18 protein-coding genes are annotated in these 20,531 nt (G+C 64.8%); 9 read left to right on the top strand and 9 right to left on the bottom strand.

Annotated elements, in window-relative coordinates; translation table 11 throughout:
- Positions 1-48 precede the first annotated feature (48 nt).
- Positions 49-2,643, bottom strand: coding sequence for a methyl-accepting chemotaxis protein (locus CV102_RS08755; protein ID WP_148857511.1), 2,595 nt, complete (start codon positions 2,641-2,643; stop codon positions 49-51).
- 151 nt (positions 2,644-2,794) lie between these two features.
- On the opposite strand from CV102_RS08755, the gene CV102_RS08750 reads away from it, so the two are divergent.
- Positions 2,795-3,322 (top strand): DUF7097 family protein, encoded by a 528-nt coding sequence (locus tag CV102_RS08750; protein ID WP_148857510.1) that lies wholly within the window; start codon positions 2,795-2,797, stop codon positions 3,320-3,322.
- Between the two features lies 1 nt (position 3,323).
- Here the strand turns inward: CV102_RS08750 and CV102_RS08745 are convergent, their stop codons facing one another.
- Entirely contained in the window at positions 3,324-3,521 is a 198-nt protein-coding gene (locus tag CV102_RS08745) for a DUF5800 family protein (RefSeq protein WP_148857509.1), read from the bottom strand.
- Positions 3,522-3,726: 205 nt separating this feature from the next.
- Between CV102_RS08745 and CV102_RS08740 the strand changes: the two genes are divergently transcribed.
- From CV102_RS08740 to CV102_RS08720, 5 genes are all read left to right on the top strand, one after another.
- Positions 3,727-4,581 carry a polymer-forming cytoskeletal protein gene (locus CV102_RS08740; protein WP_148857508.1) on the top strand — a complete coding sequence of 285 codons (855 nt, stop codon included), beginning with the start codon at positions 3,727-3,729 and terminating at the stop codon, positions 4,579-4,581.
- A gap of 262 nt (positions 4,582-4,843) precedes the next feature.
- Positions 4,844-5,707: an electron transfer flavoprotein subunit beta/FixA family protein gene (locus CV102_RS08735; protein ID WP_148857507.1), complete on the top strand. Its 864-nt coding sequence runs from the start codon at positions 4,844-4,846 to the stop codon at positions 5,705-5,707.
- Between the two features lies 1 nt (position 5,708).
- Complete coding sequence (locus CV102_RS08730) at positions 5,709-7,277, top strand: electron transfer flavoprotein subunit alpha/FixB family protein (RefSeq protein WP_148857506.1); 1,569 nt, start codon at positions 5,709-5,711, stop codon at positions 7,275-7,277.
- Positions 7,274-8,956 (top strand): FAD-dependent monooxygenase, encoded by a 1,683-nt coding sequence (locus tag CV102_RS08725; protein WP_148857505.1) that lies wholly within the window; start codon positions 7,274-7,276, stop codon positions 8,954-8,956. Before CV102_RS08730 ends, CV102_RS08725 begins: the two co-directional genes overlap by 4 nt.
- Position 8,957: 1 nt before the next feature.
- Complete coding sequence (locus tag CV102_RS08720; protein ID WP_148857504.1) at positions 8,958-9,356, top strand: hypothetical protein; 399 nt, start codon at positions 8,958-8,960, stop codon at positions 9,354-9,356.
- Positions 9,357-9,388: 32 nt separating this feature from the next.
- Here the strand turns inward: CV102_RS08720 and CV102_RS08715 are convergent, their stop codons facing one another.
- Both CV102_RS08715 and phoU read right to left on the bottom strand, forming a co-directional pair.
- Positions 9,389-11,305 (bottom strand): helix-hairpin-helix domain-containing protein, encoded by a 1,917-nt coding sequence (locus tag CV102_RS08715; protein ID WP_148857503.1) that lies wholly within the window; start codon positions 11,303-11,305, stop codon positions 9,389-9,391.
- A 151-nt stretch (positions 11,306-11,456) separates the two neighbouring features.
- The gene (gene phoU, locus CV102_RS08710; protein WP_148857502.1) at positions 11,457-12,128 is read right to left on the bottom strand and encodes a phosphate signaling complex protein PhoU; all 672 of its coding nucleotides are present in this window, start codon (positions 12,126-12,128) and stop codon (positions 11,457-11,459) included.
- 326 nt (positions 12,129-12,454) lie between these two features.
- Here phoU and CV102_RS08705 point away from each other — a divergent pair, with 326 nt between their 5' ends.
- Positions 12,455-14,260: a gamma-glutamyltransferase family protein gene (locus CV102_RS08705; protein ID WP_148857501.1), complete on the top strand. Its 1,806-nt coding sequence runs from the start codon at positions 12,455-12,457 to the stop codon at positions 14,258-14,260.
- A 45-nt stretch (positions 14,261-14,305) separates the two neighbouring features.
- Here the strand turns inward: CV102_RS08705 and pstB are convergent, their stop codons facing one another.
- From pstB to CV102_RS08685, 4 genes are all read right to left on the bottom strand, one after another.
- Positions 14,306-15,184: a phosphate ABC transporter ATP-binding protein PstB gene (pstB, locus tag CV102_RS08700; protein ID WP_148857500.1), complete on the bottom strand. Its 879-nt coding sequence runs from the start codon at positions 15,182-15,184 to the stop codon at positions 14,306-14,308.
- A gap of 270 nt (positions 15,185-15,454) precedes the next feature.
- Entirely contained in the window at positions 15,455-16,387 is a 933-nt protein-coding gene (pstA, locus tag CV102_RS08695; protein ID WP_148857499.1) for a phosphate ABC transporter permease PstA, read from the bottom strand.
- Complete coding sequence (gene pstC, locus CV102_RS08690; RefSeq protein WP_148857498.1) at positions 16,384-17,397, bottom strand: phosphate ABC transporter permease subunit PstC; 1,014 nt, start codon at positions 17,395-17,397, stop codon at positions 16,384-16,386. The genes pstA and pstC overlap by 4 nt, the downstream gene beginning before the upstream one ends.
- On the bottom strand, positions 17,394-18,368 hold the full coding sequence (locus tag CV102_RS08685) for a PstS family phosphate ABC transporter substrate-binding protein (protein WP_148857497.1): 975 nt from the start codon (positions 18,366-18,368) through the stop codon (positions 17,394-17,396). The genes pstC and CV102_RS08685 overlap by 4 nt, the downstream gene beginning before the upstream one ends.
- Positions 18,369-18,569: 201 nt before the next feature.
- On the opposite strand from CV102_RS08685, the gene CV102_RS08680 reads away from it, so the two are divergent.
- Both CV102_RS08680 and CV102_RS08675 read left to right on the top strand, forming a co-directional pair.
- Positions 18,570-19,565, top strand: a complete 996-nt coding sequence (locus CV102_RS08680; RefSeq protein ID WP_148857496.1) for a phosphate uptake regulator PhoU — start codon at positions 18,570-18,572, stop codon at positions 19,563-19,565.
- 161 nt (positions 19,566-19,726) lie between these two features.
- Positions 19,727-19,957: a DUF7511 domain-containing protein gene (locus CV102_RS08675; protein WP_148857495.1), complete on the top strand. Its 231-nt coding sequence runs from the start codon at positions 19,727-19,729 to the stop codon at positions 19,955-19,957.
- A gap of 75 nt (positions 19,958-20,032) precedes the next feature.
- Here CV102_RS08675 and CV102_RS08670 read toward each other — a convergent pair whose 3' ends face one another.
- Positions 20,033-20,404 (bottom strand): 30S ribosomal protein S8e, encoded by a 372-nt coding sequence (locus CV102_RS08670; protein ID WP_148857494.1) that lies wholly within the window; start codon positions 20,402-20,404, stop codon positions 20,033-20,035.
- Positions 20,405-20,531: the final 127 nt, after the last annotated feature.

Below are 20,531 nucleotides of genomic sequence, written 5' to 3'. Positions count from 1 at the left end.
CGTTCCAGCCGACAAAAAGATCACGTCCGACTCGCGGGCGGACGGGCGTCAGTCGACGATCGTGAACGAATCGTCGTCTTCGGCTTCGGTCTCCTCTCGTTCGGCTTCGGTCTCCTCTCGTTCGGCTTCGGTCTCCTCTCGTTCGGCTTCGGTCTCCTCTCGTTCGATGTCGCTCGGTTCGCGGTCGTTCTCGTCCGGTGCGGTGGACGCCTCCTCGTCGAACTCGAACGCCACTTCCTCGGGATTCGAAGCGCCGGTGGCGCCACCCTCGTCCAGTTGTGGCGCCAGTCCATCCGCATCGACGCCAGCGGTAGCGTCGGCGTCCGTCTCGAACCGATCCAGCGCCTCCGAGAGGAGCGTCGCCTGCCCGGTCAGGTCGTCGGCCGACCGGGTCACTTCCGTCAGCGCGGTCGTCTGCTCTTCGGCCGCCGCAGCCACGGTCTCGGATTCGGCGGTCGTCTCCTCGGAAATCGTCGCGACCTCGTCGACCATCGCGACGACTTCCTGCGTCGAGGCGGCCTGCTCTTCGCTGGCCGCAGAGATCTCCTGGACGCCGTCGTTCGTCTCCTGGGCGTACTCGGCGATCTCGTCGAGCGCCGCCACCGCATTGGTGACGAGATCGTTGACGCGCTCGATCTCCTCGCTCGTCCGCTCGAGTTCCGCCGCGGATCTGTCGGTCTGATTCTGGATCCCCTCGAGGTTGTCGTCGATTCGGTCGGCAGCGTCTTTGACGTCCTGGGAGAGTTCTTTGACCTCGGCCGCCACCGCGCTGAATCCTTCGGCGTCGTCGCGCTGTGAACGCGAGGCCTCGATGTTGGCGTTCAGCGCGAGCATGTTCGTCTGTTCGGCGATCTCGGTGATCGCTTCGGTGAGGTCGGTGATCTGGTCGACCTGCTCCTGGAGGCGTTCGAACTCCGCGATGGTCGCGCGACGTTCTGCCTCGAGATCGTCACACGCCTCGACGGCCTCCGTCGCGGCCTGCCGGCCGTCACGACTCGTTCTGGCCGTTCGCTCGGCGATATCCGCCACGTCGTTCGAGGAGGCGGCGATCTGCTCCGTCGTCGTCGAGAGATTGGTCATCTCCGTGTCGACCGACTGCAGTGACTGGTGTTGTCGGTCGGCGCCGTCGGAGATCTCCTGGACCGACTCGCTGACCTCCTCGCTTGCGGCCCGGACCTCCTCGCTCGAGGCAGTCACTTCCTCGCTGGCGATCGCGACCTCGGTGGCGAACTCCGTGAGGGTCTCGACCGTCGCCTCGATTTCGGTGAGCATCTCGTTGAACTCCGTGCCGATCGTCTGCATGGTCTCGTTGTCGAACTCCTCGGGAGCCATGCGAGCGGTGAGATCCCCGTCGGCGGCGGTTTCCATCACGCTGCCGTACGCAGTCGCCGCCTGCTCGAGGTCGTCGTTGAGTCGCTCGACGCGTTCGCGTTCCCGTTCGGCTTCCGCTCTCGCGTCTTCGGACTCGGTGATCTGTCGTTTCAGTTCGTCGCGCATCGACCCGAAGCCATCGTAGAGTCGGCCGATGTTGTCGATCCGTTTCGTTTCGAACTCGACGTCGAGATCGCCGTCCTCCATCTGTCCGGCCTTCCGCCGCAGCCGGTCGATCGACGTCGCCGTGTTGCGACCCAGGACCGCGCCGAACAGCCCGATCAGGAGCACGCCGCCAAGCGTAATCATGGTCCCGTACTGGTCGATCGTGTCGACGAATCCGAGCGCCTCGGCGTCCGTCGTGTGGACGAGGACGGTCCATCCGTCCTCGGTCGTGTGGTAGCCGACGACGTAGCCGTCGGGAGAGAAGTCGTACGGCGCCTCGTGAAGCGTCTCACTCGGTGCCTCGTCGATTCTCGTCGCACCCGGGCCGTCTGTGAGCGCCCGCTCGTGGAGGCCGTCGTCGTCCTCGTACTCCGTGAGGAACGTCACCGACTCCCGGTCGTCTTCGTAGCCCAGATACGCGTCATCGCTGATGATCTCGCCGTCCTCGTTGAGGATCGTGACTGTGGTACCACTGTCCGTCTGAGACATGTGATACCGACTCGAGAGCATCTCCCCCGACCGATCAGCGAGGTTGAACGTGAAGACGAGGGCACGATCCTCCTCGACCCCGATGTAGTACGAGACGACCGGTCGATCGTCGAACGCGACTCCCAGTTCGTCCGGCATCGCGTACGGATCGGTCCGCTGGACGGTGTGTTCGGAGAGGTCGTCTTCGAGCGCAGCCTCGTCGGGGAACTCGAGTTCCGAGACCGTCTCCGCGTCGGTGTCGGCGCCGGCGAGTATCTCTCCGGTGGTAGTGTCCACGTAGAGCGCGTTCATCCGCTCCTCGGGGAGGTCGCTGTAGGAGTGCTGGAGATACGACTCGATCTCCTCCTCGTCGTCTGTCCCCATCGCCGGCGCGTTCGTCGCGGACATGAGGAGTTGTTCGTTCTGTTCGTCCCAGTTTTCGATCGCTCGAGCCTCCTGAATCGCAGCGTTCTCCTGTTCCTCGAGAACGGTCTCTTCGACGCTCTCGGTCAACGTCGCAGTCGCCGCGATGCCGAGCGTGCCGACCGACAGCCCCAGTACGAGCAGAACGATACCGAATTTCAGTGCGTAACTCCGTCGAATAACTGCTGGGACGATCCGCCGTAGGTTCCCCGCCATAGGTGGTGTCTTCAGCCGGATATATTATCTCTTACGAATTATTACTTCAGTTGTAATTCACAGATCTCTATGGGTCGGCCACGAAGCGTGGAGAACCGCACCCCGTCCAAGGGGTTAACTTTGCGCCGCTCGAATACGGCGTCGACGGAGCATGGAGAAAACGCCGCAGGGAACGTCGGTCGGCGTCGACGACCCGTACGAGTTCGCCGGCGTCTGCGACCACCTCACCGGCGAGGGTCGGTGCCGGTACGCGTTCGACCACTACGAACACGACCCCGAGTTCGCCCGTGAGCGCGCGGCCGACGACTACGAGTGTCCCGTCGTCGACCCCGAAACCGACGAGACGTGGGCCGACTGTCCCCACTTCCGGTCGCAAAACCGCGACCGCGAGTGCGTCCGCTGTGGACTCGAAGAGAAACGACTGGCCCACGACGACGAGCGGCCGTTGCTCGAGGAGCACCACCTCTCGTACGCACGCGACGGCGAGGAACTCTCCCACGAGATCACGGTCTACCTCTGTCGGTGGTGTCACGCCAAGGTCCACAGTTCGTGGGCGCGAATCACCGACGACGCCGCACCGGACACCGAGGCAGTCGCCGCGCTCGAGGAGCGTCGCGGCCGCGAACAGAACGAACTGGGGTTCGAGTCGGCGGCGGAGCGGTACGAGACCGACGAGTGAACTACGGTAGGATGTCTCCGACGCGGCGCGGTTCTCCCTTCAGGTCTGGCTGATCCGCGACGATCTTGAGCACCTCGTGGTCCGTCACGTCGTAGTAGGACTTCTGAGTGGCCTCTTCGATGAGTTCTCGCTCGAGGCGGAATTCGGTACCTTCGTACACGACGTCGACTCCATCGTCGTCGAACGCGAGCGTCGTCATAACCGCCAGTAGGTGACGGGGTATTAAAAACCGGACGGCTGTTTTCGCCTGCGGGAACGCGAACGGGCCGTCTCGGTACCGGCATCGGGAGTCGTCAAAGCGGGGGTTTGCCGGTGTGACGATTCGCTGTCAGACACGCTCGCCGGCAGACGTCCGTCAGACATCGCGCGAGGTTTATTACCCGGCGTTCACATTGGTTGCGAGTGTGGCCTTCAGCAGGGATCCGCTCGACGAACTCGTCGTCCCCGACGGGACGGAAGCCAAGGAAGTCGCCCTCGAGACCGACGGAGACGTCCTCATCGGGAGCCGCTCGACGGTCGAGTTCGGCGTCCGCGGACGGAACGTCCTCGCGGGCGAGAGCGTCGAGTTCGGCGGCGATATCGAGGCCGAAGGCGACTGTCGGCTCGACATGTGGTGTGACGTGGCCGAGAACGTCCTCGTCGGCGGGGACGCCTACATCGGCGAGCGCGTCCACGTCGCCGGCGAGATGAAAGTCGCCGGCGACCTGGACATCGGCGACGACGTCGAGATCGAGGAGGGGTTCGAGGCGAACGGCTGGATCGTGATCCGGAACCCGATGCCGACGATCGTCTTCCTCTTCGTCTACCTCAAACAGCTCCTGCTCATCGGCGAGGAGGACGCTGCCCAGCGACTCATCTCCGAACTCGTCGACGAGGAGGAGGACGTCGAGGCCGAGCCGCTGATCATCCCACGGAACGCGACCGTCAGCGACGACGCCTGGCGAGTCTCGACGCCCGCGACGATCGGCGACGACTGCCGGCTCCACGGCAACATCCGAGCCGAGACGATCGACGTCGGTCGCGACTGTGACATCTTCGGCAGCCTCAGGGCTCGCGGCGACGTCTCGGTGGGCAAGGGGACCCGCATCCACGGCGATCTGACCACCCGCAGCGGCGACGTCGTCGTCGAGCGGGATGCCCGCATCCTCGGCGACGTCTCGTGTGAGAGCCTCGAACTCGGCCCCGAGGCCGAGATCGACGGCTCGATCCGCGCGGACGGCGAGATCACGATGCGGACGACCGAGCGCGAGCAGGAGTAACTCGAGTTCGGTCGGCCTCGCGGTCGGCCTCGGACAGCGTGAGCGGTTTTCCGCGCTCGTTACCGACGTGAATCGTCCGGCGAGCGTCGGCGTCACGACCGCGTCCAGTACTTCGTAGCACCACAGCGTCTCGCCCTATCGAGGGCGATGACGTGCAGCCGCCCTCAAGCGGCGACTTTTACCCCTATTCTTAATAGCCATAGTTGCGATAGGATGATATGAGAATGGCAAGCGAAACCACATCACACGCACAGGGGGGAGTATGCGATCGGTAGTACTGACCAAGGGCGTCCCGGACTTCTCCGAGGGGGCAGTGTCGTTCGACGAGGACGGCCACCTCGAGCGCGGGAAGACGCCGACGGTGATGAACCCGAACGACAAGTTCGCCGTCCAGGCTGCTCTCCAGACGAAGGTTCGCCACGGCGGGCACGTCAGCGGAATGAGCATGGGGCCGCCGGGGTACGCCGACGTGCTGAAGGAGGCGATGGAATCGGTGTACACCGACGACAGCTACCTGCTGTCCGACCGGGAGCTGGCCGCTTCCGACACGTGGGCGACGGCGATCACGCTCAGTGCGGGTCTCGAGACCTACCAGGAGGAACTGGGGGATATCGATCTCGTCTTCGCCGGCTTCAAATCGGCCGACGGCGAGACCGGTCAGACCGGCCCCCAGACCGCCTGGGCGATGGACTGGCCGATCGTCACGCACGTCATCGCGCTGGATATCGACCCCGACGACCGCCGTCTCCGCGCGAAGCGACTGGTCGAGGGAGACGTCGACGAGATCGAGACCGTCGAGGCGCCGCTGCCCTGTATGGTCGTCACCGATCCGGAGTTCGAACCGACCTACCGCAAGGCGTCCCACCGGCTGACGCACAAACGGCTCCGGGCGGAGACCGAAGAGCGGGCGGCCGACCACGACGAACACCTGACGACGTGGAGCCAGGAGGATCTGAACCTCGACCCCGACTACATCGGGCTCGACGGCTCGCCGACGATCGTCTCGTCGGTCGATCCGATCCCGAAGGCGCCGTCGGAGCGGGAGGCGACGATGATCGATCCCGACGACGGCGATGCGATGGAACCGGTACTCGAGGAACTGCAGCCGTTCGCGGGGAGTGACTGATATGGGACTTGATCCGAACGAACACACGGTGGACGAACTGGACGAGGAACTCGAGACGATCGACGACACCGACGAACTCCAGGCGGTGCTCGAAGCCGAACAGGCCGGCCGGGATCGCAAGACTGCCCGGGAGGCGATCCACCGGCGACTCGAGATCCTCGACGAGGCGGGCAGCGATCACGAGGGCGTCGAGGAGGGGACCGAGACGGAAGGCGAGTACGAGGAGACGAAAGAGGACGTCGGCGAGGAGGCGGAAGGCGAGGAGGTGGACGAAGTCGACGAAGAAGAACCAGAAGAGGAGAAGGCAGCCGAAGAGGAGAAAGACGACGGCCTCTCCCACCCCACTCGTGACAAGCGACACGTCCGGGCGCTCGACGGTGGCGACTACGCCGACATGTGGGTGTTCTGCGAGACGCAGCAGGGCGAGTTACTCGAGGTCTCGCGGGAGATGCTCGGGAAGGCGCGAGAGCTGATGGACCAGTTCGAGGAGGATTACGGTGATGAGGAACGAGTCGTCGCGTTTCTGATAGGCGACGACTGCGAGAGACTCGCGGAGGAGTGTATCGCCTACGGCGCCGACGTCGCGGTCTACCACGACGACGACCGACTCGAGCGGTTCCTCCACAAGCCCTACACCGAGATCGCGGCCCACATGGCCCGCGGAGAAGGCACCGTCGAGAGCACCGACTGGCGCGAGTACGACGAGCCCAGATACGCCCTGTTCCCGGCGACGAACAACGGCCGGGACCTCTCGGCGAAGGTCCAGGCGGAACTGGACTCCGGGCTCGCCTCCGACTGTTCGGACCTCTACATCGAGGAGAACGAGGTGTCGAACCCGGTCAAGACCGGCGAACCCGGCGTCAAGAAGACCTTCGAGAAGGTCCTGCACATGAAGCGACCGGACTTCTCCGGGTTCGAGTACTCGACGATCCTCTGTCTCGACAACCCCGGACGGGACTTCCACCCGCAGGGCGCGTCGATCATCCCCGGCAGCTTCGCGCCGATGGAGCCCGACTACGACCGGGAGGGACTCGTCGTCGAACACGACATGGAGCTCGACGACGACTGGTTCCGCGTCGAGATCACCGAACACGACCAGCTCGAGGCCGGGATCGATCTCACTGGCCACGAGGTGATCGTCTGTCTCGGTCGTGGCATCGCCGACGACCCCACCGGGGGGATGGAGCTCGGCCTCGAACTCGTCGACGCCTTCGAGGACGCCGAACTGGGGATCACCCGCGGGATCGTCACCTCCGCCTACCAGTTCGAGGGCCACGTCGAGGAGTACTCGAAGGAGGAGCGCCAGATCGGCGAGACGGGACAGGTCGTCGCCCCCGACCTCTACATCGCGGCGGGCGTCTCCGGGGCGGTCCAGCACAAGGTCGGGATGGACGAGTCGGATACGATCGTCGCGATCAACACCGATACCGACGCCCGAATTCGCGACTTCAGCGACTACTTCGTCGAGGGCGATCTGTTCGAGGTGCTGCCGCGGCTCACGGAGGCCGTCGAAGCGGGCGCGACTGAACTCGAGGCCGTCGCCGACGGCAGCGGAGGTGACGACCGATGAGCGGCGAACCGGCCGACCGCGAACACTACGAGGCCGTCGTCGTCGGCTGCGGTCCCGGCGGGGCCGCGGCCGCCGCCCGACTCGCGGAACACGGCGTCGAGACGCTCGTCCTGGAACGCGGCGTCGAGGCCGGCTCGAAGAACGTCTCCGGCGGGCTGGTCTACGCCGAGGAGTCGGCACCGTACACGCTCGACGACCTCTTCGAGGGCTTCCGCGAGGAGGCGGCCGAACGACCCGTCACCGACTACCAGATCCACAACATCGCCGGAAACAAGGTCAAGAGCTACGATCTCACCGATCTCCACGAGCACGACACCGACTGGTGTGACGCCGTGCTCCGTCGGAAGATGGACGCCTGGCTCGAACAACGCGTCCACGAGAAGACCAGCGAGACGGGCGGCGGCGTCCTGACGAACGTCCGGGTGAACGGTCTCTTGCGAGAGGATGGCGAGATCGTCGGCGTCACCTGCGACGAACTCGATCCGATCGAGGCGGACCTGATCGTCGCCGCCGACGGCGTCAACTCCGAACTGGCCCGCGACGCGGGCCTCATGGACTGGGAGGAGCCCGACGAGTGGTTCCAGGGCGTCAAGGCCGTCGTCGATATGGACCCCGACGTCGTCAACGACCGGTTCGACCTCGACGAGGACGAGGGGGCCGCCCACCTGTTCTCGGGCGACCTCTTCTCCGACGTTCGGGGCGGGGGCTTCCTCTACACCAACGAGGATTCGCTATCGATCGGGACGGTCTTTCACCTCGACAGCCTCGTCGCGGAGCAGGCCGAGCCCCACGAACTGCTCGACGCGCTGCTCACCCATCCCGTGATGGCCCACTGGCTCGGCGACGAGTACGACGAACGCGAGTACGGCGCGAAACTCGTCCCCGACTCGAAGAAGGTCGCCCACCGCGAGCCCTACCGCGACCGTCTCGTTCTCGTCGGCGACGCCGCCGGCCAGATGCAGGCCCAGGGGCCGATCATCAAGGGGATGAACCACGCCGTCACCGGCGGCGCGCTCGCGGCCGACGCCTTCGCCATCACCCGCGGGAACGCCGACCCCGAAGCCGCCGGCCGGCGGTACGCAAAGCTCCTCGAGGAGTCGGGGACGATGGACAAACTCCGCCCGCGGCGGTACGACCTCAGCCGCGCGGTCGGCGAGCGAGACGTCGTGACGAACGCGGTCGAACGCGTCCTCGACTCGCGAGTCGGGAGCCTCGCACTCGGCAATCCCGTCGCCGATCGAGTGCTAAAGCGGGCGTACAACTCGCCGTTCCTGGTGTCGATGCTTCCCGACACCCGCACCGGCTACGTCACGGTGCCGGCGATCGTCGGCGAGGAGCACGGTCGGACGATCCACTGGGAGAACGACGTCGAACCGCCGAGCCTCGAGGCCCGCATCGGCGGCCTCACGTACGACACGGACGTCGGCAACCCCCACATCGAACTGCTCGACGACTCCGCGGCGGCGAGCGAGGCCGCCGTCTACGCCTGCCCCGTCAGTGCCGACGACTTCGGCGGCGGCTGCTACCGAACCGAGCAGGTACAGACGAACGGCGACGAGGAGACGGTCGTCAGCCTCGACACCCAGCCCTGCGTCGAGTGTGGCACCTGTGCGATCGTCGCCGACACCGCGTGGGAACACCCGCGCGGCGGCAAGGGCGTCGAGTACCGCGAGGGGTAACGTGGACCGGTACGGCCCCAGAATCGCCGCGCTCGCCCGCCAGGCCGAGCGCGACCGGGAGCGCTTCGATCCCGACACCTCCGACCCGGAAGACGGACTCGAGTACCTGCGCGAGGGGGCTGGCCAGGCGATCTGGCTCTACGTCGAGGCTCGAACCGGCGGCCGACTCGTTCCGTTCTCGGAAGCCGAGTTCACCGCCCTCGAGACCGCGATGAATCGGTGGCTCGAGTGTTACACCGGGTGTTACGGCGTCGACCTCGAGGCCGACTTCACGCTCAGGGCGGCGGCCGAACTGCTGCTCGAGACGAGAAACGTCGTCGATACGGCGCAGTTGCTGACGGGCGTTCCCGAACGAAAGCGAACGCGAGCGCCCGAAACGGGGCGCTCGACGGATCAGTGACGGCAGCCTGAAACGGGCGTTCGCGAAGCGTCTCAGGCCGCGGCCTGTTCGATCCAGCTTTCGGCGCGTTCCTCGGTCACTTCGGCGGCTTCCGCGACGGTCTCGACGTCGGCGTACGCGAGGTCGTCGAGTGTGGTGATACCCACACCTTCGAGGCGCTCCCGATACATCGAGTCGAGGCCGTCGACGAGTTCGAGTCGGCGCTCGAACGTCCCCTCACGGTCCGCCGACTCAGACGAGTCGGTTCGTCGCTGTAGCGTTCCGGTCTCCGCCTGTGACGGGCCGGAAGCACCCTCTGTCGACTGGTGGTCCTCGAGAGACGCCTTCGGTGGCCCCATCGCTTTCGCAGCCTCGACGGGATCGGGCGTCATCGACTGGAATAGCTCGATCCCCTGGCGCTGAAGCGCCATCTGCCTGTGGAGCGTGTTCAGCGCGATCCTGTTGACGTCCCGCTGGACCGCGAGACTGCCCTCGAAGAGTTGTCGGGTCTCCTCGATCGCCGTCTGCTGGGCCTCGAACATCGCCCCGATCGGTGACTCGACACCGCCTCGTTCCTCGCCGCTTCGATCTGCCTCGTCGGCCACGGATTCGGGCGCCCTCGCCGGCTCGTCGGTACGATGGTCCAGCGCTGGCTCCGCCTCGAGCGCCGCGTGACTCGCCGGCTCCGCCGAACGGGGCGTGGCCGCGTCGGCGGCTATTTCGCTGTCAGCTTTCGGACCCGGGAACGCGTCGGCGTCGACTGGGGCGTCTTCCTCGTGGTCCGTCTCCGCTGCCGATTCGACGTCGACCCCCTGGTCCAGTTCCTCGGCGAGGTCCATCTCCTCGGTCGGCTGCTCACCCACGCCGCGGTCGGGCGCCGCCGAGGGAGCGTCCTCCTCGACCGCGTCCAGATCGGCGCCGCGATCGAACTCGTCGGCGAGATCCATCTCCTCTGTCTCGGGTCGCTCCGTCGATTCCTCGGTCGGCTCCGCCGCCGACTCGAGATCGTTTCCGTGGGTCAGTTCGTCGCCCACGTCCTCTGTCGCGGATGGCTCCGACGCGTCGTCCGTGTCGTCGACCGACTCGAGGTCGGGCCCCCGCTCGAGTTCGTCGGCGAGATCCATCTCTTCGGTCTCGCGTTCGGTGTCTCCCACGGTCTCGGATTCGTCGTCTTCCGTACGCCCGGGTTCTGCGTCGTCAGTGATATCGTCCGCGTCGAACGCCTCGCCACCGCGGGGCTCGTCGATCGCGTTCGTCCCATCAGCGTTCCCGGAACTCTCGCTCCGGTCTAATTCGTCCGGCTCACTCGGTTCTGTGACTTCTGCTCCCTCCGCAGTCGAGTCCGCTTCCGGAGTGTCGCCGTACGCGTCGCCCATTTCCAGTTCCTCGGGGACGTCCGTCATCTCGGCCGTCTCGCCCCCTGCAGTTTCGGTCGTCTCCTCCATCGTCTCGCGGACCTCGCTCTCCGCCGGCGGCTCGACCTTTGCTCCGCGGTTCAGCTCGTCCTCGAGATCCTCCTCGGTAGCAGTCGTCTCCGCGGAAGTTCCCGTCGCTTCGACCGACTCGCCTCGGTCCCCTTCCTCGAGACCGTCGGGGTCGGTGTCCGAACCCTGCGTCGCAGCCTCGTCGGACTCGAGTCCCGCGCTGCGGGCTGTTTCGTCCGGTTCACCGTCCGCGGGTTCTGTCTCTTCCGCTTCGTCGGTCGTGGCTGCCACTGCCTCGTCCGCGTCCAGCGACGCCGTCTCGAGGCGAATTACCTCGTCGGTGATCTCCTCGACCGTGTCGTCGCGTATCGAGACGGTTTCCTGCGTTCCGGTCCACCCGAGTGCCGCTCGGATCGAGTCCATCACACCGTCCCTGGGTTCGACCTGCGCAACGTCACCCTCGACCGCCGTGACGGTCCCGATAGTCTCTCCGTTCGCGTTCTCGACGGTCTTCTCGAGGTCGTCGTCTGTAAACTGTGCGCTCATAGTCGGGGCTAGCAGCCCTCCGAGACAAGCGTATACTGCCTGCATCCGCGGGGAGGATCACGCTGGTGCACTACGCTGGTGCACTCTCGGTTCAGCACTCGCCGAGAACGGACCGTACTGGCCCGCATTTCGTCCGGGTCAGAGAGAGCCGTCAGTAGATGAGTTCGTCGTCGTTCTCGACCATGTACAGCGTTCGCGCGGCGATGTTCACCGCGTGATCGCCGACGCGTTCGAGGTCCCGGATCGTCAGGAGCAGCCGCGAGACGTCCTGGAGAACCTGTTCGATCTCGTCGGGAGAGTCGAGTTCGCGCTCGATGAGATCCCGGACGACGATTCCGCTCGCCCGTTCCGCGAACTGATCGACGTCGTCGTCGCGGACGGCGATCTCCCGGCAGCCGTCGGTGTCCTCGGTGTCGTAGGCGATCATCGCGTCCTCGACCATCTCGAGGGTAAGTTCGCCCATCGCCTGCACGTCGACGTCCGGGAACCGGTCGTGTTCGGCCTCGTGCGTGTACTCGCCGAGGTTGACCGCGAGGTCGCCGATCCGTTCCAGGTCGGTGATGATCTTGAACGTCGAGGCGATCAACCGCAGGTCGCTGGCGACGGGCTGTTGGAGCGCCAGCAGTTCGATACAGTCCTGCTCGAGGTCGAGATACAGTTCGTTGACTTCGCTGTCACCCTCTATCACTTCGTTCGCGAGATCCTCGTCCTTCTGCTCGAGCGCGTCGAGGCCCATTCGGAGTCGCTCCATGACGACCTCGCTCATGTAGAGGACGTCCTCGCGGAGCATCGTCAGTTTCTCCTGATACGACTTTCTGGCCATACGTCACACACTTCGCCCCTTCTTGATGTAGCTTGCGCCTGATGGCGTTTTTGTGCCAATCCGTTCAACGGAGGACCCCGGTCGATTGACGAACCGTTTATCTTCTTGCCGGGACGCCCAACATCGGTCACCCCTTCCGTATCAGGGGTCCGTTCGGGACGGCAGAACACTCGCTCGACGAGCACCGTTTCGGCCGCTCCGGTGGCGTTTTCGAACTTCGCTCTCCCGAGAGAGCGATGGAAGTGGAGACGCGGCGTGTCCGTAATATCGCGCTACGGTGCGAAAACGTCTGCTCCACTTTAGACTCACAGCACCGCCTCTCGGCTATGGATACGAATCTTCGCCGTCGCAAGATTCTCCTGAGTAGTGGCGGGATCGGAGCCGCGAGCGTCGCCGGTTGTCTCGACCTTTCGGGAGCAGAATCGGAGGTGCCGAGAGCCGACGCTGCCGAGGGGCGAGACTCCGCCCCTGTGGCAGTCGTCTCGAACCACCACCTCGCGACCGAGGCCGGCCTCGAGGTGCTCGCCGATGGCGGAACGGCCGCCGACGCTGCCGTCACCGTCGCCAGCGTCCTCAGCGTCGTGGAGCCCTGGTTCTCCTCGGCCCTGGGCGGCGGCACCTGGGCGCTGTACTACGACGCCGAGTCGGAGGAGGTGACCAGCGTCGACGGCGTGGGGCCCGTCGGCTCCGACGCGACGCCCGTGGATTTCGAGGACCGGGCGGGCGACGCCGGGATGCACCAGGCCGTCGTCCCCGGTGCCTGGGACGGGTGGATGCTGTGGCTCGATCGGTACGGGGCGCTGGAACTCGAGGACGTACTCGCCCCGGCGATCGAGATCGCCCGGGAGGGGTATCCCGTGAGCTCGGAGATGGACCACTGGCTCGAGGACGAGGAAGAACTGATCGACGGCCGGCCCGACGCGGCCGAAATCTACGAGCGAGACGGTGATCTCGTCTCGGAAGGCGACACAGTCTCCCAGGAGGCGATGGCAGACACGTTCGAGGCGCTCGTCCGCGCGTACGACGAACGCCGAGACGAAGGACGGAGCGAAGCGATCCAGGCGTCGAGAGATCACTTCTATCGCGGGCCGATCGCCGAGGCGATCGTCGACTTTTCCGACGAGCACGACGGCTACCTGACGCTCGAGGATTTCCACGAGTTCGAGGGTGAGATCGTCGACCCGGTGTCGATCGAGTACGACGACGACGTTCGCGTCTACCAGAACCCGCCGAACAGCCAGGGGATCACGCAGTTGCTGGCGCTGAACGTCCTGAAAGCGTACGATCTCGAGGCGATCGATGCCGAGGACGCCGACGCCGTACACGTCCAGGCCGAGGCGATCAAACTCGCGTTCGCAGACAGATATCACCACGTGGGTGACCCCGATCGGGTCGACGTTCCCGTCGCTGAGTTGCTGGACGACGAGTACGCGGCGAGCCAGCGCGACCGGATCGACATGGACGAGGCGATGGAGTGGCCGATCGACTCGGCTCTCACCGAATCGCTCTCACTGGACACCGAGTACGACCACACGAGTTCGTTCCACATCGTCGACGCGGACGGCAACGCGGCCGCGGTGACGACCAGCCTCGGCGCGCAGTTCCTCGTCGTCGGCGATACCGGCATTCACATCAACAACCGCATGCGGATGCTTTCCCTCGAGGACGATCACCCCAACCGGCTCACCCCTGGCTACGAGGTGCGACACACGTCCAACCCGTATCTGGCGACTCGAGACGGCCGCCCGTACATTCTGGGCGGGAACACCGGCGTCGACACGCAGCCACAGGGACAGACACAGCAGTTCCTGAACGTCGCCGAGTTCGGACTCGACGCGCAGGAAGCGATCTCCCATCCCCGGTTCGTCAGCACCGCGTTCCCGTCGACGCAGTATCCGTACGAGGCCGACAATACGCTCCAGCTACAGTCGGACTATCCGTCGGACGTGGTCGACGACCTCGAGGAGCGGGGACACGACGTCGAGGTCGGGACGGGGATGTTCGGGACTGCGCACATGATCCTCGTCGGAGACGACGGGGACGAACTCGACGTGGGTGTCGAGCCCGGGACGTCCACCGCCGAGGGCGACGTCTCGCGAATGGAGACTGACTACCTCGTCAGAAAACAGTGAGAGAACTCGAAAACGCAACCGCGATTCAGTCGACAACCCGCCGCCTCAGCCGAACTTGCCGGTGATGTAGTCTTCGACCCGATCGCTCTGAGGGTTCTCGAAGATCTTGTTCGTGTCGTCGAACTCGACGAGGTGGCCGCCGGTCAGGAAGACGGCCGTCTTGTCGGAGATGCGGGCCGCCTGCTGCATGTTGTGCGTGACGATCGCGACCGTGTACTCCTGGGCGAGTTCCTCGACGAGGTCCTCGATCTTCGACGTCGCGACCGGGTCCAGCGCCGACGCCGGTTCGTCCATCAGGATGACCTCCGGATCGGTCGCGATCGCGCGAGCGATACAGAGACGCTGCTGTTGCCCACCCGAGAGGTCGAGTCCGCTCTCGTCTAGCTGGTCTTCGACCTCCTCCAAGAGGGCAGCGCGCTCGAGGGCCGTATAGACCTGTTCCTCGACGTTATCGTCTTTCCCCTGGACACGGAGGCCGTAGGCGACGTTGTCGAAGATGCTCTTCGGGAACGGATTTGGCTTCTGGAAGACCATCCCGATCTTCCGGCGGAGGGCGACGGGATCGACGTCCTCGTCGTAGATGTTCTTCCCGTGGAAGTAGAGGTCGCCCTCGACACGAGCGACGTCGATCAGGTCGTTCATCCGGTTGATCGACCGCAGGAAGGTGGACTTCCCACAGCCCGAGGGGCCGATGAGGGCCGTCACCTGCTTCTCGGGGATGTCCATGTGGATGTTGTGTAAGGCCTGCGTGTCGCCGTAGAAGACCTCGAGATTCCGGGCTTCGATAATGGCGTCGTCGACGCGAGGCGTTCCAAGCGGCCTGTCCGAACTCGGCATATCGCCGGCCGCCGAATCGATTCCAGCCGGCGTCTGTTCGGACTCCGGAGTGCCGACCGTCTCGGATTCACCGCTGTTCGCAGTCATACCGGTTGTCTCGGAATTGGTGCTGAGCAAGTTACCTATTGCGAAACGCCCGCGGCCGGGCCCGATCGACGCGAGCGTCGATCGCAGTCCATTCCGCCGGTCGCTCGTCTCGTCGCTCATTACGTCGATCGACGAACGTGGTGCCTAAATACCATACTATGTCTTCTATATAGAGCTATAGTCACAGACGGTCAGCCGACCGGCGCTGGCTCAGAAATCACGTGAACCGGGTGGGACCGTAGAATCGGTCGGAAATACGGAGACGTGGGGTTACGCTCGCCGGTCGTACTTGTTCCTGATGAGGATCGCTGTCGCGTTCATCAGTAGCAGGATCGTCAACAGTACGACGATCCCCGCTGCGGCGACGTGCTGGAACGCCTCGTCGGGAAGCGTGATCCAGTCGAAGATCGTCGTCGGCATCGCGCTGAAGGCGCCGGTCGGATCGGTCAGTTGCGGCGGCGTGAACATCGACGCCGCTGCGCCGACCATCAGGATCGGCGCCGTCTCGCCGATCGCCCGCGAGAGCGAGAGGATGATGCCCGTCATAATCCCCGGGATCGCCTCGGGCAACACGACGTTGCGGATCGTCTGCCACTTCGTCGCACCGGTGCCGTAGGACGCCTGGCGCATCGAGTCCGGCACCGCCTTGAGCGCCTCCTGGGAGGCGACGATGACGATCGGGAGGATCAACAGCGTCAGCGTCAGCGCGCCTGCGATCAGGCTCGCACCGGTCTGGAGTGCCCGAACGAACATTGCGAGGCCGAGCAGCCCGTAAACGATCGACGGCACACCGGCGAGGTTCGCGATGTTCGCCTCGATGAACTGCGTGAGACGGGTGTCCGGCGCGTACTCCTCGAGGTAGATCGCCGCACCGACACCCAGGAACAGCGTGAAGATCGCGGTCAGCACGATCAGGTAGATCGAGCCGATGATCGCCGGGTAGATGCCGGCCGGCCCGGTATCCAGGTCGCCGTAGTTCCCGGGAATGAAGTGATCCGGGACCTGCGAGGGTGGATAGGTAAGGAACTCCCAGGTGACCCAGCCCCAGGCCTCGTAGAGGACGTCTGCGAGTAGAGCGATCAGGGCGACGATGCCGACCATCGCCGCGGAGATGCACAGTCCGAGGAAGAGCTTCCCGTAGAGTCGCTTGCGCTCGATCGCTGACCCGCTGAAGTCGAACTCCGGGTCGGTGTCGACGCTCATTGGTACTCCTCCCGGTACTGCGACCGAACCCAGATACTGAGGACGTTCATCGTGAAGGTTATCGCGAACAGCGTCAGGCCGACGGCGAAGAGGCTCTGGTACTGTATCGAGCCGACCGAGACGTCGCTGATCCCGACCTGGACCATGTACGACGTCATCGTCTGCATCTCTTCTAACGGATTCGTCGTGATCTGTGGCAACATCCCCATCGCGAGCGCGACCGCCATCGTCTCGCCGATCGCTCGCGAAAGCGCGAGGACGTATGCGGCGAGGATTCCGGACAGCGACGAGGGGACGACGACCTGCGTCGACACCTCGAACTTGGTCGCACCGAGTCCGTAGGCGGCGTTACGAAGCGAGTCTGGAACCGAACTCATCGCGTCCTCCGAGAGCGACGAGACCATCGGGATGATCATGATCCCGACGACGATCGCCGCCGACGCCGCGTTGAACGTCCCCGTCTGTGGGAAGAGGGGCTGAAGGATCGTCGGCGTGATGAACGAGAGCGCGAAGAACCCGTAGACGATCGTCGGGATCCCGGCGAGGATCTCGAGGATCGGCTTGAGGGTGCGTCGAACGCTCTCGTCGGCGTACTCCGAGAGGTAGATCGCCGTGAGCGTCCCCACGGGAATCGCGACCAGCGCGGAGCCGACGGTTACCACGAGCGTCCCCCAGACGAGCGGGAGGACACCGTAACTCGTCGGCTCGATCAGCGGCGACCAGTTGGTTCCCAGGAGAAACTCGGTTATCGTGACCTGGACCGCGAGCCCCTCGCGCAAGGTCTCGAGGCCGCCCGCTGCCGAGTCCGCCGAGAGCGTTCCGCCGAGCAACTCGACGAGCGTCGCCTCGCGGAAGAAGCCGACGGCACCGTTGACCAACACGAGGATGATCGCGAGCGTCGTCAGCACCGTCACGAACGCACAGGAGAAAAACGCGTACCGAGCGATTCGATCACCGAGGCTCCCGACGTCGTTCCCGCTCCGAGAGAGATCGATCGACTCGGAACTCATGCGAACCTCTCGATCTCGTCCTCGAGTTTGTCTTGCTGTTCTTCGAGTACCTCGTCGGAAATTCCGTAGAAGCCGACCTCGCGAGCCGTCTCCTGGGTGTTTCTGAGGTAAAAGCGCATGAACTCGCGGAACTCCTCGCGAGCGAGTTGGGCGAGGTTGACGTAGACGTACATCGGCCGCGACAGCGGCGTGTAGGTCCCCTCTTCGATCGTCTCCTCGGTCGGTTTGACCGGACCGTCGCCGTCGTCGATTGCGATCAGGTCCACGTCGTCCTCGTTCTCGTAGTAGAAGCCCGCGCCGCCAAAGCCGACGGCGTACTGATCGCCACGGACGCCCCGGACGATCATGTTCGTGTCGGCCGTTCCAGTGTAGTCCGACCGGATGTTGCCCGTCTGCCCGTTGACCGCTTCGGTAAAGTAATCGAACGTGCCGGAGGCGGAGTCCCGGCCGTAGAAGCTGATCTCCTCGTCGGGCCACTCCTCGCGAAGGTCGCTCCAGGTCTCGACGTCGGAGCTGCTCTCCCAGAGCGCGTTGAGTTCGTCGGTCGTGAGGTCCTCACACCAGTCGTTTGCGGGATTCTTCATGATCGCGATCCCGTCCATCACGACCTCGAGTTCGAACCACTCGACGCCGTTTCCCTCACACAGCTCTTCCTCGGTCTCTTTGATCTCCCGGCTCGCGTCACTGAGGTCGATCTCGTCCCGGCAGAGACTCTGGAAGCCAGCGCCCGTTCCGGAGCCACTGACCGAGACGCGCACTTGATTGTTCTCCCACTGAAATCGCCTCGCGACCGCGGCACTGTTGGGGAGCAGGGTGTTCGATCCGTCGATAACGATCTCCCCCTCGAGACCGCTATCCTGGCCGCGAACGAGACAGCCGGACAGTCCCGTCAGCCCCGCCCCGACGGTACCGAGCAGCACGTGACGGCGCGAGAGCGCGCCATCAGAACCAGATCCCGGGTCGTTTCCCATCAGTTCACTCTATAGAAGATCCCGTCTAAGTACCCTACTATGTTCTCTATATATCCCTATGTTCGACACCAGTTCCCAGTGTGCCGGGATCCGTCTACACGGGAGAGAGATCGCCCGAGAAATCCGGTCTCGAGGATCGCGTGTTCGTTACCAGCTCTATAGAGTGGTGGAATTTATACGCACTCGGTCGAAATCGCGTGTATGGAGACCCGCAAGGTCCAGGTGACGGGCGGCTCTACGTACACCGTCTCGCTTCCGAAGACCTGGGCGACCGAAAACGGCGTCAGCGCCGGCACGACCGTCGAGTGTTATCCGGAGGACGACTCGCTGTTGCTCACACCGGCCAGCGAGACGGATCGCCAGGAGGGGACCCTCGACGTCTCGGATCTCGAGGGGGAACGACTCACCCGTGCGGTGATGACGATGTACGTCAGCGGCTTCGACATCATCCGCCTCGAGGCGACCCGCATCACGACCGACCAGCGCCGAGCGATCCGCGACGCCACGCAGAGTCTCGTCGGCGTCGAGGTCTTGGAGGAGACGACCGACAGCGTCGTCATCCAGGACCTGCTCGACTCCTCGGAGCTGTCGATCGTCAACGCCGTCTCCCGGATGCGCCTGATCGCCCAGTCGATGCTCGAGGACGCCGTCATCGCGCTGATCGAGAACGACGACGACATCGCCCACGACGTCATCGAGCGCGACGACGACGTCGACCGGCTCTGGCTCGTCGTCTCCAGGATTTTCCGGGCGACGCTTCGCTCGCCGCGGGCCGCCGAGGAACTGGGCGTTCCTCGCGAGGACTGTTTCGACTACCACTCGAGCGCTCGCCAACTCGAGCGCGTCGCCGACCACGCCGCCAAAATAAGCAATCTCGCGCTCAAACTCGAGGAGATCCCGGAGCCCGTCGCCGAGGGACTCGTCGCGCTCCACGAGGACGCCTTCGACATCCTCGAGAAGTCGATGGACGCGCTGTTCGCCGACGAGGCCGACGAGGCCAACCGATTCGGCCATGCCGCCCGTGAGGCGGTCCTCGAGATCGACCAACACACCCGCGAGATCGACGACAAACTGCGCGACCTCGAACCCGTCCAGGCCCAGTCGCTGGGGCTGATCGTCGACTCGCTCTCCCGGAGCGCCGACTACGGCGGCAACATCGCCGAGACGGCACTCCAGAAGGCCGCACCGCGACCCTGAACCGTCGGGCCGCCCGCCGAAGTCGACTCCGAGTTTCGATCCGCGTCGGTCGTGACTCCCGAGCGGAGAGGAGCGGTACTGACGGCTCAATACCACAACTAGCAACCGTCTTTTCGCGACCGCTCGTCGAACGACGCGTGGCACCCAGTGCCAGATCGATCATGGATGGACGCTCCAGCGGCGACGACGGACCGATTCGAGCGAGACGGACCGCTTCCACCGACTCCGAATCCACAGCTCCACCGGCGGCGCTCGAGGCCGCCGTCGTCGAGTACGAGACACGACCGGATCGGCGGACGATCTATCCGGCCGACGGTGCGGACGATCGGCGGCTCACGGCGTGGCTAACTGCGAACGCGAGCGCGTTCGTCGATCTCGACGACCGCCGCTGACCGGGTCGACGATCCGCGGCGCTATCGCTCCGAGAGCGACGAAGCGGTCGAAAACGGTTCGTCAGTAGTAGACTGTTATTCGAGAAGAACGGCGTTGACCTGGCCGTTCTGGCCGGGTCGAGACGTGACGCGTGCCTTCCCTTCGGACGTTTCGATAACTGCGCCCTTCGTGATGATGTTCCGGCGGACGTAGTTCGGGTTGGCGTCGTTCTCGACGACGTCTTCGATCGCCGCAGTGATCGTCTCGGCACCCTCGTTGACGCTCGCCACGTTGGTCGCGAGTGCGCGGGTCTTCGTGTCGTTACCGCGGACGTCGACGGTCCGGAAGCGGGGCTCGCCGACCTGTGTCTCCGTCGGCAGTCGGCCGAGTTCGGACTTTCGGCGCTTTCGGACGTTCTTCAGTCGGCCTCCGGTTCGCTTGCGCGTCGAGTTGCCCTGGTTTTGCATACTCGGATAACGTTCTGGCGGATACTTGAATGCACGCTTTCCCACCGACCTTTTTTACACTCGGGTTCGCTTCGCTCACCCTCTCTGCTCACGGGCGCTACGCGCCCCCTGCTCACGGACGCATAGC

It is taken from the genome of Natronococcus pandeyae (genome assembly GCF_008122205.1).
Taxonomy (GTDB): Archaea; Halobacteriota; Halobacteria; order Halobacteriales; family Natrialbaceae; genus Natronococcus; species Natronococcus pandeyae.
Note: the sequence above shows the minus strand (reverse complement) of the source record. Positions and strands in the feature narration are given on the sequence as shown.